Origin of the sequence: Pseudoalteromonas sp. TB51 (genome assembly GCF_000498055.1) — a bacterium.
In the GTDB taxonomy this organism is placed as follows: Bacteria; Pseudomonadota; Gammaproteobacteria; order Enterobacterales; family Alteromonadaceae; genus Pseudoalteromonas; species Pseudoalteromonas atlantica.
Genome location: NZ_AUTO01000310.1, coordinates 1 through 17868, shown reverse-complemented (window position 1 = coordinate 17868; position 17868 = coordinate 1). Strand labels below are relative to the sequence as shown.

Sequence of the window (17868 nt, the reverse complement as noted above, 5' to 3'; positions counted from 1 at the left end):
CAATTGGCTGGCAAGTAGTATGAGCAAGTTCAACATCACCATGTACAGTTTATCTGTTTCCTCGTAGTGGGGTTGATCTTGGTCAGTATATTGTTTTTACAGAAGCGCTATTATAGTCATTCGGCTTTATTCTCGAGCTTACTTTATCAAACTATTGATCAAGTCGGGTTATTCGAGCGTGAGGCTGTGAATAACCTTGTTTTAATCAAGGGTTTTAATTATGATCGCTTCTATTTTAAAAATTTCGAAAAATTAACCTGCTGTAACTGATGTTCTCAATATAGCAAGTGTTGAGAATCATAGTGGAGATAAGTGGATGAGCAATGCGCCTGTAGACAATGGCCGACGTCGCTTTTTAACCATAGCTACCTCTGTTGTAGGTGGTGTTGGTNCTGGGGCTGCTGTTCCTTTTATTGCGTCTTGGAATCCAAGTGAGCGAGCTAAATCTGCGGGTGCGCCTGTAGAAGTAGATATCAGCAAACTTGAGCCAGGACAATTAATACGTGTCGAGTGGCGTGGTAAACCTGTATGGGTTGTATCACGTACCCCTAAAATGCTTGAGCAGATGAAAGAACATGAAGGTCAACTTCGTGATCCGCAATCGCAAGAGCCACAACAACTAGAATCATCAACAAATGATTACCGTTCATTACGCCCAGAGATTTTTGTCGCTGTTGGTATTTGTACGCATTTAGGGTGTTCTCCAGGCTTTTTCCAAGGTAACTTTAGTGAAAAAGTTGAAGGGACAGATGATGGTTTTTACTGTCCATGTCACGGTTCTAAATTTGATATGGCTGGGCGAGTATTTCAATCAGTTCCTGCACCATTGAACTTAGAAGTACCACCTTATACTTTTCTTGATGAAACCACTATTTTAGTGGGCGAAGAAAAAGGGGTAGCCTAATGTTTGGTAAAATTGTTAGTTGGATTGACGACCGTATCCCAATGACACGTGTTTGGAACATGCACATTGCACAGTATCCAGCACCTAAAAACTTTAACTTCTGGTACTTTTTTGGCTCGCTAGCCATGTTAGTACTAGTAAACCAAATACTTACTGGTATTTGGTTAACGATGAACTTTGTTCCCTCTTCTGAAGGCGCTTTCGCATCAGTAGAGTACATCATGCGTGATGTTGAATACGGTTGGTTATTACGTTATTTACACTCAACGGGTGCATCTGCGTTTTTCATCGTTGTTTATATGCATATGTTCCGTGGCATGATCTACGGCTCTTACCAAAAACCACGTGAATTACTGTGGTTGTTCGGTATGTTTATTTTCTTAGCATTAATGGCTGAAGCCTTCATGGGTTACTTACTACCATGGGGTCAAATGTCGTTCTGGGGTGCGCAGGTAATCATTTCGTTATTCGGGGCTATTCCGGTAATTGGTGATGATTTAACACTTTGGATCCGTGGTGACTACGTAATATCGGGTGCAACGCTTAACCGCTTCTTTGCATTACACGTTATTGCACTACCATTGGTTATTGTAATTTTAGTGTTCTTACACATTGTTGCGCTGCACGAAGTGGGCTCTAACAACCCTGACGGTGTTGAAATAAAACGCAAAAAAGGCACTGTGGCTGAAGAAGATAAGTCTAAATTTAAATTCCATGAGTATTACACCGACAAAAAAGACATTGTTGATGCGATACCGTTCCACCCGTACTACACAGTAAAAGATATTGTGGGTGTGGTTGGCTTCTTAATCTTGTTCTGTTGGGTTGTATTCTTTATGCCTGCGATGAATGGTTTCTTCCTCGAAGCGCCAAACTTTGAAGCAGCAAACCCACTTAAAACGCCAGAGCACATTTTCCCAGTTTGGTACTTTACGCCATTCTATGCAATCTTACGTGCAATCCCTGATAAGCTTATCGGTGTTGCGGCAATGGGTGCGTCAATTGTGGTACTCGCATTGTTACCGTGGATTGACCGTGGTCGTGTTAAATCGGTTCGTTACCGTTGTGGTTTCCACAAATGGAACATTGCAGGTTTTGTTGTAACTTTCGTTCTTTTAGGTTGGGTGGGTGCAACGCCACAAACTGATATGAAAACGATAATTTCTCAAATCTGTACTGTGACTTACTTTATGTTCTTCGTACTGTTATTTATATACAGTAAGAATGAAAAAACTAAGCCATTGCCTGAGAGGTTAACGAAATGATGAAAAAGCTACTTATTGGTGTATTTGCTTTATCAGTAAACTTGCTGCCTAACATGGTTATGGCTGCGGGTCCTTCGGTTCCTCTTATGGAAGCGGGTAACGATATATCTGATCAGCCTTCTTTGCAGCGCGGCGCAAAGTTGTTCATGAACTACTGTCTTGGTTGTCACCAAATGCAGTATCAACGTTATGAACGTACTTTCCGTGATATTGGTATTCCAACCGAGCTTGGCAAAGAGCAATTGATTTTTGATGGTTCAAAAGTAGGTGGCCATATTCTTAACGCTATTGCAAAAGAAGATGCTGCTAAATGGTTTGGTGCGGCTCCGCCGGATCTAACCAATGTGGCACGTGTGCGTGGCAGTGATTGGATTTACACTTACTTAAAATCGTTTTATAAAGATGAATCTCGTCCGTTTGGCGTAAATAATACGTTATTCCCATCGGTGGGTATGCCACATGTTCTTCAAGAACTACAAGGTTTACCAACACCTATCATTGAAGAAGTAGAACAACATGGTCAAACAGTGACTAAAGTTGTTGGTACTGAAACAGATGGTAAGGGCGAATTAAGCGTTGATGAATACGATCAAGCGGTTCGTGATTTAACGAATTTCTTAGAGTATGTAGGTGAACCTACACGCCTTGAGTCAGAAGCGTTAGGTATTAAGGTAATTGGATTTTTAGTTATCCTGTTTATCTTGGCATTTATGCTTAAGAAAGAATACTGGAGAGATGTTCATTAATTTGAGCATTTTACAAGGTAATTTTGCAATAGGGGCTTAAGCCCCTATTGCTGTTTTAGTTATTTAATGGAGGTATAGGCATGGCCGTAGCTGCCAATAAGCGCCCTGTAATGACCCTTTTTTCTGGTGCTAACTGTATGTATAGCCACCAAGTACGTATTGTGCTTGCAGAAAAAGGTGTAAGTGTAGATATTCATTTGGCTGAAAAGGATAACTTGCCAGAGGCACTTCACGAAATTAACCCTTACGGTACAGTACCCACACTGATTGACCGTGAGCTTGGCTTATATCAGGCAAACATCATCATGGAATACCTTGATGAACGTTTCCCTCATCCTCCACTAATGCCTGTGTATCCGGTAATGCGTGGTCGTAGCCGTTTAATGATGCACCGTATTGATACTGATTGGTACAGCCTTGCTGAAAAAATCATTAACAATACAGCAGATGCTGCACAAGCTCGTAAAGAGTTAACTGAAGCGTTACTTGCAATTGCACCAATCTTTAACGAAGCTCCATACTTTATGAGTGAAGAGTTTAGCTTAGTAGATTGTTATTTAGCACCACTATTATGGCGTTTACCAGAGTTTGGTATTGAGCTTAATGGCTCTGGCGCTAAAGAGCTAAAAGAGTACATGATCCGCTTATTTGAGCGTGAGTCATTCCAAGCTTCTTTAACTGAAGCAGAGCGTGAGATCCGTTTATAATGACGCCTAATCGTCCTTATTTACTACGTGCTTTTTTTGATTGGATCGTAGATAACGACTGCACACCACATTTAGTGGTTGATGCGCAGTACCCAGCAGTACAAGTGCCTACGCAGTTTGTACAAGATGGCCAAATAGTGCTTAATATTAGCCCTTCTGCCGTTACTGGGTTTTCGTTAGATATGGAACAACTAAGCTTTAATGCGCGCTTTGGCGGACAGCCAATGCAAGTATATGTGCCTTTAGGTGCGGTGCTTGCTATTTATGCGCGTGAAAATGGCGAAGGAACAGTCTTTACTGCAGATGAGTTTTTAGAGGACGAAGACGATTTTGCACCTGACCTTGAAAGTGTGGAAACATCAGATGAGATTATTGATGAGACCCCGCCAGAAAAGCCAGAAAAGAAAAAAGGCTCACATTTACGCGTTATCAAGTAACGCTTAAATACAAAAAAAACCGCTAATTAAGCGGTTTTTTTATGTGCCTTATCAACGGCTTTTTATGTATTTTATAAATATTCAAACACTTTAATAACGCGCTCTACACCCGATACATTGCGTGCAATGTTAACCGCTTGGTTAGACTCAGATTCAGATACTAATCCCATTAAAAACACTTCAGCGTTTTCGGTCACTACTTTAATATTATTGCTCGGTATATCTTTAGCTGTTAAAAGCTGTGCTTTTACTTTAGAGGTTAGCCACGAGTCGTGCGTTTGTGTGGTAATACCAATATTTGACCCAATTCTAATTTGGTTATGTATTTTACGTATACCTGAGAGCCCCTCAATGCTCTGCTGAGCTTGGTTTTTCATTTCTTGATTGGCAACCTGACCTACCAGTAAAACAATGCCATTAACGCTTATAGCGTCTACATTGGCGAATTTTTCTAGTCGTTCAACTTCACTAAGCGCAATACTGGCTTTAATTTCTATATTATTGTCGTCTATTTGTGAGCCAATGGTGCGGCGATCATTTGCTGCTGTTACTGCACCAGCTGTTCCTGCAACCACTGCTGCTGCACAGCCTTGCAGTAAAACAACAGTACCTAAAACAATAAGAGAGCGTTTAAACATAATTTTCATCCTGCGGGAAAAGAGTTAAATCAACCAGTTCACTTAAGCAATGTAAGTTAACTAAGTGAGATTCAATAATGCGGCTAGGGCGCTTAGAAGGCGTACGAATTTCTACATCATTAGGGCCTAATAAGCCAACGAGTTCTCCACCATCGTCACCTACCATCACTATGACCTTCATATCTTTAGTAAGTGCAGCTTCTACAGCAGAAATAATATGTTTTTCGTTGCCATTAATTGCTAACGCAAGCAGTAAGTCGCCTTGTTGTGCAAAGGCACGTACTTGGCGAGCAAAGGTATCATGCTCATCTACTTGGCTACTTTGCCCTAAATTGATGTTTTCTTGAGATAGCGCAATAGCAGGTAAACAGGGGCGTTCTGTTTCGTAGTGATTAACTAATACGCCGGCCATGTGCTGCGCTAGCATATGGCAGTTTGCCGTGCCACAGCAAAGGAGTTTGTTACCATTAATTAAACTTTGTGCAATGGTAAATGCCGCAGACTCTAGTGCGCTTGGCAGTACTTCGCCTGCTGCTATTTGTACTTGAATGCTTTCTGTAAAAATTTCTTTAATTGTATCTTGCATAGACTACCAATAATTTATTCGTCATTTTTGTTTGTTGCTGGGCGTTTTACTAATCTGTTTGCGTGTTGTTAAAGTACGCTTTTGATCCAATTTATATTGCCAGAGCCTTCACCTGTAATGGCAACATAGTCGACTCTTATAGGCTGATTAGTTAAGTTTTTTGCTGCCAAGTAGTGATAAATAGTGCGTTTTAATCGTGCTTGTTTTTGTGCGCCAAGGGCATAATTTGCACCGCCTCTCGCATTGTTTTTACGAAACTTAACTTCTACAAATACAAGCGTATCGCCGTGTTTCATAATTACATCAAGCTCACCAAAGGGGCAATAATAATTACGCTCAATAGGCGTAAGCCCTTCACGGGTTAAGTATTTCTCTGCTTGGCGTTCATAGTACTGGCCTTTTTCTCGGCTATTTTGCCACAGCTCTTTAAACCACGACATAGCCGCTCCAGATTAATCAAACGTAAGCGTATTGCTTTCGTTGGCTGATTGCATAAATAAAGGCACGGGCTGCTTTGTTTCTAGCTGTACGGCTTTTATGCGTCTATTTGTGTATTGCGCCCAATCAAGCGTACGCTCTATGTGTCCGCTTGTATTCACCGAAAGCTTTCCACTTAAACCTGTAAACTTATTACCGGGCATTACACTCAATTGCCTAATGTCGCTTAGCACCGACACGGCATCGTAAGCCATGGCAAATAGGCGTTGGCTTATATCGGCATTTTCAGGCCACAGCGTGTTGTATTGGTTGCGTAAATTATGTTGTTTAACTGTCGCATTAAGCATCCACGGAAGCTCTGTAAAGTAAAGCCCTTCTAAATCGCCTTTATCGGTGCGATCTATTTGTTTACTATGGCTTTTAGAGCTGGCATAAAGCGGTATCCGCTGTGCAAAAGTACTTACATTTACATCTAAATAAGGTTTTATCAGGCGTGTTTCTATAGCGTCGCCTAAAATGTAAATCGCATCAATATCGCTACGAGAGCGGGTTTCACTTTCTACTTCTTGTTTAAATAAAGACTTAACCGTTTTAATACGCTGCTTAGATTTATCAACCTCTAACAAGCTTGTAATTGTGTTTGGCATGTCTTTGTTATCATTATAAAACCCAATTTGCGGTTTTGTTTCGCTATAGCGCTGCCACTGAATATTAAAGTAATCAACCAAACGCTGACCATTGGCATTATTAGGCGCTAATAACATAGGCTTTTGATAACCTTTAGCTAAAAAGTGCTCCAGCGCTTGCTGCACTTCATGCTCAGGGCTTAAAGCAAAAAAGTAATGTTGCAGCGAGAGTCGCTCACCATCAAATGTATTTAAGTGTAATGTTGGGGTATCAATAAGTGTTTTAGCTTGCGCAAGTTTATCTATATTCGCTTTTAATAATGGCCCAATCACAAAGTCTGGATTAAATTGACTCAGCTGCTCGCTTAGCACTTGGGTTGAAAGGTTCTCATCTATAAAAACAGTGTCGCTAATAGTTTGCTTATCAAGCCCTGCCAAAATGCCGGCTTTTAGGGCGTCACCTAAGCGCTCATTTGCGCCTGATTGCGGTAAAAGTACAGCTAATCGCTCTATATTAACTGGTGCTAGGTCGGCTAGGGCTTCATCTTGCTCGGTTAAAATAGCTACGGCAGGGTGGCCAGGGTAGCGACGGCGCCAATTATTAATGGCTTGGTCAAGCTCTACACCGCTATTTGCATATACCTGGTGGTACAAAGCTAAGTTAGTCCAACCTTGTTGAATAACAGAGCCACGATTAAAGCGCTCTAGCGCATAAGAAGACAGCTTTGTTAAGTTATCCCAAAGCGCACTTTGCAGAGCTGGGATCTCAATATTGTTTTTATTCGCAGTTTCTGAGGCTCTAAAAAAATAAGGTGCGGCGCGCTTAGGAAAGTTTTGCGATGCATATATGCTAGCAGTTAAATATTGATGCCAAGCAAAGTGTTCAGGCTGTTTAAGTTGGCCATCGAGCGATTGCAAAATAACGAGCGCTTGGTCGTTTTTATTTTGCTGCTTTTGTGCATAAGCAATGTATAAGCGGTTTTGAATTTTATCTACACTTGGGGTTTGCTCAAGCTCATTACAAATGTTTTCAAGTAACGGCCAGCTTTGCTCCGAAATAGCCGCATCACGCGCACTATAAAGCAATTGAATTTTGTCGGCACCGGTACGATTAAGCGCTAATTTATAAATAGCATCGGCACTGGTTGCTTGATTTTGCAGCGCATTCGCACTGGTGTTAATGCTATCGCTATTTTTAATTGGTTTTTCGGTTGTGCTACAGGCCGATAACCCTGACAATATAATTAATAGACTAACAAGTTTAAGTCGCACAATGATTTCCCAATACGTTAACGCGATTTGCTTATATTACTGACTGACGCAGGAGACCTCAATGTTAAATGAGGAGAATTCACAGAAAATTGGCACTCTTTACATTGTTGCCACCCCAATTGGCAATTTTGACGACTTAAGCCAGCGTGCCATCGCGACATTATCGCAAGTTGACTTAATCGCTGCTGAAGACACGCGCCACACCGGTAAGCTATTAAGCCACTTTGGTATAAAGGCTAAAACCTTTGCATTACATGACCATAACGAAAAACAAAAAGCGCAGCAGATTATTGATTGGCTAAACGAAGGCAAAAATATCGCGCTAGTTTCAGATGCCGGCACGCCGCTGATAAGCGACCCAGGTTATGCCGTTGTAAACCTGTGCCGCGAGCAAGGCGCGCATGTAACACCCGTGCCCGGTGCGTGTGCTGCTATTACTGCAGTGTGTTGCTCAGGCCTGCCAACAGATCGCTTTCAGTTTATTGGCTTTACACCGGCTAAAAGTAAAGCCCGCCAAGATTTTTTCATAGAAGCTGTAAACTCAAGCATTACCAGCATAATGTACGAAAGCACCCACCGTATTATGGCAAGCCTAGATGATTTAGAAGCGGCCTTAGGTAGTGAGCAACAAGTGGTATTTGCAAAAGAGCTAACCAAAACCTTTGAAACCTTTTTTAATGGTAGCGTAAGTGAGTTAAAGCAGTTTTTAACTGATGACCCAACCAAGCAACGCGGCGAAATAGTGCTCATGTTGCCAGGTAAACCCAAGCAAGTAGACGATATACCGCCAGAGGCGCGTAAAATGCTGGCGCTACTTGAAAGCGAAATGCCGATGAAAAAAGCCTGTGGTATTGTTGCTGAATACTTTGGAATGAAGAAAAACGCCCTGTATAAAACAATTATTGACGAAAAAGAGTAAATCTTTACTGCGTACAAGGCACAGCTCATGTATACTGCGCGCCGAGTTAGCCAAGATAATCGCTGCCTGTGACGAAAATGATCAGGGGGAGGAAAGTCCGGGCTCCACAGGGCAGAGTGCCAGCTAACGGCTGGGGGGNACGACAAGTGCAGCAGAGAGGAGACCGCCAACCTTCGGGTTGGTAAGGGTGAAAGGGTGCGGTAAGAGCGCACCGGGCCACTGGTAACAGTTGGTTGCAAGGTAAACTCCACTCGGAGCAAGACCAAATAGGGTTCCTTATGGCGTGGCCCACGTTGGAACCGGGTAGGTTGCTTGAGCCATAGAGCGATTTATGGCCTAGACGAATGATTATCACTTTCTTCGGAAAGGACAGAACCCGGCTTATAGGCTAACTCACTCATTCAACAAAAAAGCCCGCAGTTAACGCTGCGGGCTTTTTTGTGCCTAAAATTTGATTAAGAACTTTATTGTTTTTTAAGGCTCAGGTTGTCCTTTTTTAAGTCGCTTACTCAGTGCTGGCTGCGATATACCGAGTAGTTGCGCTGCCATTGATTGATTTGAGTTGCTACGTTTCATCGCTTCTGCCACCAGTAATTCTGCAGCTTGTTTTAAAGTGGGTAGCGTTGATGTTGACTCAAATAACGGCTTGGCAAGCTGGGCTTGCATATCTAATTTGGGCACGGCGCTGCGTACGCTTTCAAACGCTTTCATAGACAGTGCGCCGCTTTGGTGGGTGCTCATTGCATCAAAGGCCATGGCGCGCAGCTCTCTTATATTGCCCGGGAAAGCGTAGTTTTCGAGTAAAATTAATAATTCTTTTGGAATACTTGCCACCGGTTTATTAAATTCTTGTGCGGCAAGCGTTAAAAAGTGCTCGAGTAATAAGGCTATATCTTGCTTGCGCTCTCTAAGCGGCGGAATATTTACATGATGAATTTTTAAACGGTAGTATAAGTCGTTTCTAAATTCGCCATTTTCTTTTTTAGTGAGTAAATTTTGGTGGGTGGCTGCAATAATGCGCGCGTTGATGCGCTTTGGGGTATCGCTGCCTACTGGGTAATATTCGCCTTCTTGCAAAAGCCTTAATAACTTTACTTGCGAGGCCAGGTTTAAATCGCCAATTTCATCAAGAAATAGTATCCCGCCTGATGCGCGTTCTATCATGCCTTTGCGGGCTTGCTCAGCACCTGTAAAAGCGCCTTTTTTATGGCCAAATAAGGTATCCGAAAATAAGTTATCGTCAAGGCCGGCTACGTTTACACACACAAGTTCGCCACTGCAGCTACTGGTTTCGTGAATGGCTCTGGCTATAAGCTCCTTTCCTACGCCGCTTTCTCCGGTTATAAGAATAGGTTGTTGGCTATTTGATATAGACTCAATGTAATTAAACACCGAATGCATTTGATGATCCACACTAATAATTTTAGAAAACGCAGGGTGCAGGCTTGTTTGGTTTTCTAGCAGATAGCCGCGCATGGCTTGGTTTTCTAGGTTTAGCTCTTGAAAACGCACCACCTGCATTATGCTATTGCTTAGGCGTTCGGGATCTTCTGTTTTTACATGATAACCATAAGCACCTAATTTTATACATTTTACAGCGGCTTCTACTTGGTTAATGCCGCTGATGATCACCACCGAAATGTGCGGAAAAAGCTCTGTAATTTGCGCTATAAGCTCATCGCCACTGATATGTGGCATGTTTAAATCAAGCAATACAACGCGAACATTCCCTTGGTTTAGTTTGGCAATTACATCGCGGCTATCATTACATTGTACAATGTTGTTAATGCCGCAGTAGCGCTCTATTGCAAACGATATGCTTCGTAAAAAGCTGTTATCGTCATCACAAATGAGGACCTCAAAACTAGGATATAAATTAGTATTCATAGTTCACTCTCGTGTTGTAATAAGGGTAGTGATAGCTTTACTTTTGTGCCTTTACCGAGGGTTGATTTAAAGGTGAGTTGGCCTTGGTGATCTGCCACGATCCCCGCTGATACAGAAAGCCCTAAGCCGGTGCCGCCAGATTGTCGTTTGGTGGTATAAAACGGGTCGGTGAGCTTAATTAAGTGCTGTTGATCAATGCCTACGCCTTGATCTTCAATGCTCAGCACAACCTGATTGTGTTTAGTATGGAAATAGCTGGTGATAATAATTTTTTGCGATTTGTCTTCAAGCGCTTGGCAGGCATTTAAAATTAAATTAACGATTACTTGCTCGATGCGGCTGNCCGCTGCCTTTAAACGCAGGCAGTGAGTTGGCTAAGTTAACCTCTAAGTGGTTTGTAGAGTTTTTAATTTGATTTGTGACTAAGCGAATAGAGCGGTTTGTTAGTAGGTTTAAATCTAGCTGCTCAGTTTTCTCATGCGATGCTTCACCTTTTACGGCAAAGCTTTTTAAATCCTCTACTATGCCTTTTACCTTGTTACTGGCAATGTGCATATCGTCTAAAATTTCTGGCAGCATATGTTTAAAGCGCTGATAGCTTACACCGGCAACAAGAAAATCGCCTTGGCGTGCTTGATGCTCATCAAGTATGTCTGTTGCATCTTCAAAGGCTTCTTTTATAAACGGAAAATTTAACGTTAAAATGCTACATGGGTTATTTATTTCGTGAGCGACTCCCGAAACCAGTACCCCCAGTGAGGCCATTTTATCTGCATGAAGTAGCTGTAACTGCTGCGCTTGTAGCTCTTTGGTGCGGCTTTCTACTTTTTTGCGCAGGGCTTTGTTCCAAATTATCACCACGGTACTAATTAGTAGCAGCACCACTACACATATACCCGCTATTACACCAGCTTTTGACCAAGGTGATACGTTTAACGGGCCAAACCATTTGTCGTAAATTTCTTGCTGGCGGCCGGTGTTTTTTAAAATAGCTAAGCCTTGAGTAAATTGCGATAACAGCGCTTCATCTGCGGTTTTAGTGGCATAGCCATAAAGCCGGTTTCTTTCTAGGCTAGAAATAGCAGTGATGTTTGATAGCCCCAATTTTTTACTTAAATATAAGCCGGGTAAGTTTGAAACCACTGCAAAGTCATAGCGGCCAGAGGCAAGCAAGCGCAGGGCATCGGCATGGGTTTCAACCGGTATAAGGGTAATGTTTAAGCCTGAGTGGTTAAGCATATCAAATGCCGAGCCATTGCTTTGTACAATAACGCGGTAGTTTTCAAGCTCGCTGTAGTGCGTTATTTTAGGACTATTGTCGCGCGCAAATATAGAGTGGTTAACAAACGTGTGCGGGCTAAAGTTATACAGATCGGTGCGCTCGGGTGTGGCGGCCATGCCTTGTAAAATATCCACATTTCCACGGTCAAACTCGGCTCTTATTTCGGCCCAGGGCATTAGCTTTATTTTTATATTAAGCCCCATTACAGCGGCTATTTCTTGACTAAGTTCTACGTTGTAACCTGTAAGTTCGCCATCTTCGTTAATAAACTCATAAGGAGGGTAGTTAAAATCTCCGCCCACTATAATTTGTTTAGGCTGCGATAAATTAGCTTGTGCAATGCAGTTTAGGCTATTAATACCCAGTAGGCTTAGTAGCGCTATTTTTAATACATAAAACCAAGCGTTTTGTTTAATAAACAAGTGAGTAAACCTCTGCATTTTTTAGTTGTGGTAGTGCGTTAGTAAATTGTCTAAACAGTACAAATAAAATGGCGTTTATGTTCCTTTTACAGCCGCAAAAAGGTTGTTTTTAGTTGGCAGCAGGGGACTATAGTCTGTATTTTAATTTTATATAAATTAGGTACTAACGAATTTATCATGGTTTTAAGTCTTATCTATTTATACTTTAAACTAAATAAGAATAAATTAATTGTTAATTAAGGTTTTTTGTAAGGCAGTTATGTCTTTTTAAGGCTGTTTAATAAAATAAAAGCGATTTAATATCGGCTATTAAATCGCTTTTATTGGTTGGGCCTATTTAGAGGATGTTGACCTGTGTAGATTAACGTTTTTTAAGCTAGGGCAGTTTAAGCAAGGCGCTTGGCTTTTAAGCGAGTGGGCTTAATAATCGCTTTTGCTAAATACTAAACTCACTACTGTAAATTTAATCACGATTGGTCAACATGCCTTAGTACTAAAACTTCATGTTTAGGTTTACTTGAATGCGATCGCGGCCATTGTTGTTAGTGGGTATATCGTTATTAATATTATCCACGCTAAACCACCTTAAATCGGCATTTAGGTTCTCTGCAATTTTGTAATCTAGCTGTACGCGTGTGCCTTTAATATTGGTATAAGAACCCGGAGTATTAGTTTGCGTAAACGCGCCGTTCATAGGCAATGCATAGGCTTCGGTACGTAGCACGTAAAAACGCAGGCCAAACTGTTTATTAATTTGATAACGAGCATGTACAGTAAACGCTGTATTTTCGCTGTCGGCTTCACTTGTGTAGTAATCGGCTGCAAAGCGCACTGCGCCATAACGTACATCAAGGTTGTAGGTCATTACGTTGCCTGCTTGGTCATCATCAAGGCCCGACTCAGCACTGGCATAGGCCGTATCTGAGGCGCTAACAAAAATTCCGCCAATACCGGCTTTAACGTTAATGTTATTAAAACTTGTAGCATAAACACCTTGTAGCTGTTGCCAGCTAGCATCGCGCTTGCCTTCGCCATTATCGACGTTTTCTTCAAGAATAATATGCCCCGCATTAACGCTAAACGTATTGTTACTCCAGTTAGCTTGTACACCTTCTAGCGCTATATCGTCACGAAAAAGCAGCTCTGATGAATGCATATAAACGGGGGCCGCTTTACCAATATATACTTGGGTGTTACTAATCCCTGTGTACTTCATAAAGGCGCGGTCTAAACCAAAGTCATCGTTATCGCTGGTATCGGTGATACCAAAAGTTTGATGGGTTGAATCGTGTTGGCTTGAGGTTGTTCTAAAGCGCATTTGCGCTGACCAGTTATCGGTAGCTGCGTATTTAATACCAAATCGGGCACGTAAACGGGCGCGGCTTGTTGAGTCAATTGTATCGCCTTCGGTGCGCTCAAAGCGCATACGCATATCGCCAAATAGCTTAACGGCTTCAAGGCCATTTAAACCTTCAATTGTAATATCTGCGTGGGCAGGTTTAGCTAAGGCAATAACACCTAATGCAACGGGTAAATATATAAGTTTACTAGTCATGGTTTGCTCTCTATAAAATTACTAAATCGAGGGTTATTGCTTAGCGGGTTGAGCCGCTGTGTTGTCTTGGTTGTAAAGGGTTTCGTCAAGCTCGCCTTCGCTTTTACCAATTAATAAAGTAACCATTAAATCGCCAGTTACATTTATGGTGGTGCGCGCCATATCTAAAATTCGGTCAATACCGGCAACTATTGCAATGCCTTCAAGTGGTAAGCCAACGGTGGTCAGTACTAGCGAAAGCATAATAAGGCCTGCACCGGGTACACCAGCGGTGCCTACAGAGGCTAAAGTAGCTGTAGCTATAATGGTTAAGTAATCTGTTGTGGTGAGGTCAATACCAAAGGCTTGGGCAATAAACAGTGCTAATACGCCTTGGTATAAAGCGGTGCCATCCATGTTAATAGTGGCGCCTACAGGCAGTACAAAGCTTGATACAGTGCGTGATACACCTAAGTTTTGGGTGGCGCATTTAATGCTGGCAGGTAAAGTACCTGAGCTACTTGTGGTGGTAAAAGCAATAATTTGCGCTTCAATAATACCTTTATAAAAACGCTGTGGATTAAGCTTGCCTAGTAAGCCTACAAAGCCGCCACCCAACACTAAAACGTGAATAATACAGCCTAGGTACACTAAGCCAATTACTTTTATAAGTGGCAGTAAAACATCCAGTCCGTACTTGCCAGATACCCAAGCCANGCTAGGCTTTCAAACATTTTGCTAGCGGGTTCGCCTTTTTCACCAATGAGGTTTAAAGCAATGCCTAAGCTCAACGCAAACACTATAATTTGTAAAATATTACCTGAGGCTAATGAGCCTACTGGGTTTTTTGGTACTAAACCTACAATGGTGTCTACTAAGGTAGGGCTTGGTTTAGCATCAGCGACTGTGGTTGCAACCATATTTAAGCCTGCGCCAGGTTCAAACAACAGCCCAAGACCCAAACCAATCGAAATAGCTACTGCGGTGGTGGCTAAATAAAATACGATTGACTTAACACCAATACGCCCCATTTTAGTGGTGTCTTTCATTGAGGTAACACCAACAATTAATGAGCAAAATATAAGCGGTACAATTAACATTTTAATGGCGCTAATAAATAGCTGGCCAATTGGTTTTATATATTCAGCATTATTGCCTAACAGCATGCCGGCAATAATACCCGCTATCATACCTATGAGTATTTTTAGCCAGAGCGCCATTTTTTAGGCTCGTTGTTATTAATACTTGTTGTACTGGTCATAGTGTTATTCCAATTATTTATAATATTTAGTGGGAGCTATTTAACTTTTGCTTAGGGCGTTAACGCGTATATTGCACTGGCACGTGCACAGGCCACACAAGGGGCTTGCAATTTTATGGACAAGCTTTCGTTAGCCTTTTTCGATAGGGGTTGTTTGTACACGTGCATAATTAAGCTCTAAAGTTGTTAGATTATTGTTATTGCATTAATAGTGCCAAGCACGGTTTTGTTAATAACGTATTGAATGTTATTGATTTTATTGTTTTTGGTTGGCGGTTTGTTAATATAACTTTTTGAATAATTATTAATAATGAAAGACGGGTTAAAGGCGGCTTAAATGATGATTTATAAATAACTTATTTAAAATCAATGAGTTGATAGGTGTATAACTTTTATTATTGATATAACAAAAGTTATATTTAATGCATTAATTAATCATATTTTTTGATTTTTTAGGGTTTAAAACATTATTAAGTTGTAAATTGGCTGTATGTGGTTTTATTTTTTCTTATACGTTTAGCTTAGATAATATTTTTACCCTGTTCAGGATCCCGTGATTTTTCAGCTTGATCACGAATTTCGTCGGTATCACTACTTACATCATCAACCGTTTCATTTTGCTGCTGCAGCTGCTTAGAGCTTTGCTGAGCAGTTAAAGGTTGCTCAGCTTTATTGGTGGGCTTTTGTGTATCACTCTCATCAGGTGCACTGAGTAAAATACGCTCGCGGGCATCATCTGGCATACTGATGTTTTGCGCTGTAAATTCGGTTACTAGCTCACGCATTAACTGCGAGGCCACTTTTAACGGACTATGTTGTTCGCTGTTAACCCAAAAAAACAGATTAAAGTTAATTGTTGAGCTGCCTAAATTATTGATCAGTACTTGTGCTGGTGGCTCAGTAATCACACCCGTTTGCTTGTTTGCAATTTCAAGGGCGAGTGTTTGGCAGTAACGAATATCGTTATCGTAACCTATGCCAATCACCACCTTGGCACGCATTTTTGGATTTGCAGTTAGGTTTTTAATGGTATTTTTATAAACCGTGGCGTTAGGTATTTGTATATGGTTGCCATCGTAATCAACTAAGGTGGTTGCGCGAGCGGTGACCTTTTTAACCACACCTAAGCGGCCATCGACTTCTATTACATCGTCTATTTTAAATGGCCGTTGAACGCTCAACAGTAAGCTAGCAATGAAGTTCTCTGCTATGTCTCTAAAGGCAAAGCCCAATATTAAGCCTATTAATCCGGTACCGCTCATAATGGCAATAGCAAATTCGGTAAGTCCTGCTAAACGTAAAAATAAATACACGCCCAGCAATAAAATTAAAATGCTAATCCCGCGTTTGGCCACTAAGTGCACAAGTTTACTGTCGGTCATATAAATGAGCGGTTTTACTAACAGCTTAGACAAAGGACTGGCGACAAAGTAGCTAATAGTTAAAAGTATAAAACCTAATAAAAGAGTGGGTAATATTTGCGCTGTTGCGTGAAGTAATTGCAAACTTTGGGCGTATAAATACTGCCAACTGAGCACGCTTTCTGGGGTGTTTAAGGCATTCACAGCCGTGGTGTTCACTGCAATTAGCATAGTTATAAGGCTGTTCATGGCGTATTACCTTGGTATTTAAAATAATCTAGCAAGCAGCAAGTTTAATACCAATGCCAAAAGCACAGCTTGGCAAACTTTTTGCTCGATAATAGGCTAAAAAGGAGCAAACAATGAGCAAACCTAAACGGGGACAACATGCCGAGCAGCCAGTGCACATTCCGGTTATTGGTTGGTGGGACATAGCCAAACGTATTTTTAAGCAAATGAGCCAAGATAACTTATCGCTGGTTGCAGCGGGCGTTGCGTTTTATGCCTTACTTGCTATTTTTCCTGCTATTGCTGCAATGGTTTCTGTGTATGCGTACTTTTCATCGCCCACCGATATTAGTGAACACCTGAGTAAAATAGTTACCTTATTACCGCAAAGCACGAGCGATTTAATTTTATCTCAGGTCTCGAGCTTGGCTCAAACCTCTAACGCCAGTTTAAGCTTAAGTGCAATTGGTACACTTATTCTTACTATTTGGAGTAGCTCTAAAGGCAGCCAAGCGCTCATTACTGCCTGTAACATTAGTTATCATGAATACGAAAAGCGCTCATTTTTTCATGCTCAGTTAGTACGTTTTTTATTTTCGGTAGGGGCTATTTTAGTGGCTATTTTTGCTTTGCTAATTATAGGTATTTTACCCATAGTACTTAATTTAGTGGGCTTAAAAGAAAGTATAGACTTACTAATAAAGTTAATATCGTGGCCATTACTCGCCTTTATGTTTAATTTTGCATTGGTGCTTTTGTATCGCTATGCACCACACAGAAAACCCGCTAAATGGCGCTGGATCACACTTGGCTCGTGTATTGCGACTGTATTATGGATTTTAGCCTCAATTGGTTTTTCGTTTTATGTCTCTCACTTTGCAAGCTACAACGAAACGTATGGTTCGTTAGGCGGGGTAGTGATTATGCTAATGTGGCTCTATATAAGTGCCTATATTATTACGCTTGGGGCGGTAATAAATGCGGCAACCGAACAACAAACAGCGAAAGATAGTACCAAAGGCCCCGCTAAAGAACGCGGTAAACGCGGAGCCTATGTTGCTGATCACCTTGATGTAGATGAGCCGACAAACTCTTAGCCCGGCTCGTTATTGCACAAGCTTATGAGATGTTGAGTAAATGCTTGGCCAACGGGGCCTAAACGGTCATTGTCGGTGCACATTAAATAAAGCTTTAAGGAGCGGGTTGTACCTTGCTCTAAATTAAGGGGCTTAAGTGTGTTGTTTTTAAGATAAGGTTTAATTTGTGCACTAGGCAGCCATGCATAACCAAAGTTTTGGCTAACCATATCAATAGAGTTACGTAAGTGACTTACTGTCCAGCGCATATCTGCCCCG

The 17868-nt window shown here is 41.5% G+C and carries 17 protein-coding genes, 1 other RNA gene and 1 pseudogene; 8 read left to right on the top strand and 11 right to left on the bottom strand.

The annotated features are described in order from the left end of the window. Positions 1 to 316: 316 nt before the first annotated feature. From petA to L650_RS0118995, 5 genes are all read left to right on the top strand, one after another. Positions 317 to 904 carry a ubiquinol-cytochrome c reductase iron-sulfur subunit gene (petA, locus tag L650_RS0119015; RefSeq protein WP_029774073.1) on the top strand — a complete coding sequence of 196 codons (588 nt, stop codon included), beginning with the start codon at positions 317 to 319 and terminating at the stop codon, positions 902 to 904. Beyond that, on the top strand, positions 904 to 2169 hold the full coding sequence (locus L650_RS0119010; RefSeq protein WP_004589106.1) for a cytochrome b: 1266 nt from the start codon (positions 904 to 906) through the stop codon (positions 2167 to 2169). The genes petA and L650_RS0119010 overlap by 1 nt, the downstream gene beginning before the upstream one ends. After that, positions 2166 to 2915, top strand: a complete 750-nt coding sequence (locus L650_RS0119005) for a cytochrome c1 (protein ID WP_024033324.1) — start codon at positions 2166 to 2168, stop codon at positions 2913 to 2915. Before L650_RS0119010 ends, L650_RS0119005 begins: the two co-directional genes overlap by 4 nt. Before the next feature lie 80 nt (positions 2916 to 2995). Beyond that, entirely contained in the window at positions 2996 to 3622 is a 627-nt protein-coding gene (sspA, locus tag L650_RS0119000; protein ID WP_004589108.1) for a stringent starvation protein SspA, read from the top strand. Then, a complete protein-coding gene (locus L650_RS0118995; protein WP_004589109.1) occupies positions 3622 to 4059 on the top strand; it encodes a ClpXP protease specificity-enhancing factor in 438 nt (145 codons plus the stop codon). The genes sspA and L650_RS0118995 overlap by 1 nt, the downstream gene beginning before the upstream one ends. A gap of 71 nt (positions 4060 to 4130) precedes the next feature. Here L650_RS0118995 and dolP read toward each other — a convergent pair whose 3' ends face one another. The 4 genes from dolP to L650_RS0118975 form a co-directional block, all read right to left on the bottom strand. After that, entirely contained in the window at positions 4131 to 4697 is a 567-nt protein-coding gene (gene dolP / locus L650_RS0118990) for a division/outer membrane stress-associated lipid-binding lipoprotein (protein WP_004589110.1), read from the bottom strand. After that, complete coding sequence (locus tag L650_RS0118985) at positions 4690 to 5283, bottom strand: SIS domain-containing protein (protein WP_004589111.1); 594 nt, start codon at positions 5281 to 5283, stop codon at positions 4690 to 4692. The genes dolP and L650_RS0118985 overlap by 8 nt, the downstream gene beginning before the upstream one ends. A gap of 68 nt (positions 5284 to 5351) precedes the next feature. After that, a complete protein-coding gene (locus L650_RS0118980; RefSeq protein WP_004589112.1) occupies positions 5352 to 5723 on the bottom strand; it encodes a YraN family protein in 372 nt (123 codons plus the stop codon). 12 nt (positions 5724 to 5735) lie between these two features. Beyond that, positions 5736 to 7619: a penicillin-binding protein activator gene (locus L650_RS0118975; RefSeq protein ID WP_029774072.1), complete on the bottom strand. Its 1884-nt coding sequence runs from the start codon at positions 7617 to 7619 to the stop codon at positions 5736 to 5738. Positions 7620 to 7680: 61 nt separating this feature from the next. Between L650_RS0118975 and rsmI the strand changes: the two genes are divergently transcribed. Both rsmI and rnpB read left to right on the top strand, forming a co-directional pair. Next, positions 7681 to 8538: a 16S rRNA (cytidine(1402)-2'-O)-methyltransferase gene (gene rsmI, locus L650_RS0118970; RefSeq protein ID WP_024033320.1), complete on the top strand. Its 858-nt coding sequence runs from the start codon at positions 7681 to 7683 to the stop codon at positions 8536 to 8538. 42 nt (positions 8539 to 8580) lie between these two features. Next, positions 8581 to 8938: RNase P RNA component class A (gene rnpB, locus L650_RS0119155), an RNA gene on the top strand. Positions 8939 to 9012: 74 nt separating this feature from the next. Here rnpB and L650_RS0118965 read toward each other — a convergent pair. From L650_RS0118965 to L650_RS0118945, 6 genes and pseudogenes are all read right to left on the bottom strand, one after another. Then, positions 9013 to 10425, bottom strand: coding sequence for a sigma-54-dependent transcriptional regulator (locus tag L650_RS0118965; protein WP_004589118.1), 1413 nt, complete (start codon positions 10423 to 10425; stop codon positions 9013 to 9015). Beyond that, positions 10422 to 10736, bottom strand: coding sequence for a sensor histidine kinase (locus L650_RS23925; RefSeq protein ID WP_262974702.1), 315 nt, complete (start codon positions 10734 to 10736; stop codon positions 10422 to 10424). Before L650_RS23925 ends, L650_RS0118965 begins: the two co-directional genes overlap by 4 nt. 4 nt (positions 10737 to 10740) lie before the next feature. Further along, positions 10741 to 12129, bottom strand: coding sequence for a transporter substrate-binding domain-containing protein (locus L650_RS0118960; protein WP_164835577.1), 1389 nt, complete (start codon positions 12127 to 12129; stop codon positions 10741 to 10743). Positions 12130 to 12622: 493 nt separating this feature from the next. After that, complete coding sequence (locus tag L650_RS0118955; RefSeq protein WP_029774071.1) at positions 12623 to 13684, bottom strand: putative porin; 1062 nt, start codon at positions 13682 to 13684, stop codon at positions 12623 to 12625. A 33-nt stretch (positions 13685 to 13717) separates the two neighbouring features. Then, a pseudogene (locus L650_RS0118950) lies at positions 13718 to 14883 on the bottom strand (dicarboxylate/amino acid:cation symporter). A 562-nt stretch (positions 14884 to 15445) separates the two neighbouring features. Beyond that, positions 15446 to 16516 (bottom strand): mechanosensitive ion channel family protein, encoded by a 1071-nt coding sequence (locus L650_RS0118945; protein ID WP_052026279.1) that lies wholly within the window; start codon positions 16514 to 16516, stop codon positions 15446 to 15448. Between the two features lie 131 nt (positions 16517 to 16647). Between L650_RS0118945 and L650_RS0118940 the strand changes: the two genes are divergently transcribed. Continuing rightward, a complete protein-coding gene (locus tag L650_RS0118940; protein WP_004589124.1) occupies positions 16648 to 17610 on the top strand; it encodes a YihY/virulence factor BrkB family protein in 963 nt (320 codons plus the stop codon). On the opposite strand, the gene L650_RS0118935 is transcribed toward L650_RS0118940, so the two are convergent. Continuing rightward, positions 17607 to 17868: LysR substrate-binding domain-containing protein (locus L650_RS0118935; protein ID WP_029774070.1), on the bottom strand; the 262-nt coding region annotated here is incomplete at its 5' end. The genes L650_RS0118940 and L650_RS0118935 overlap by 4 nt on opposite strands.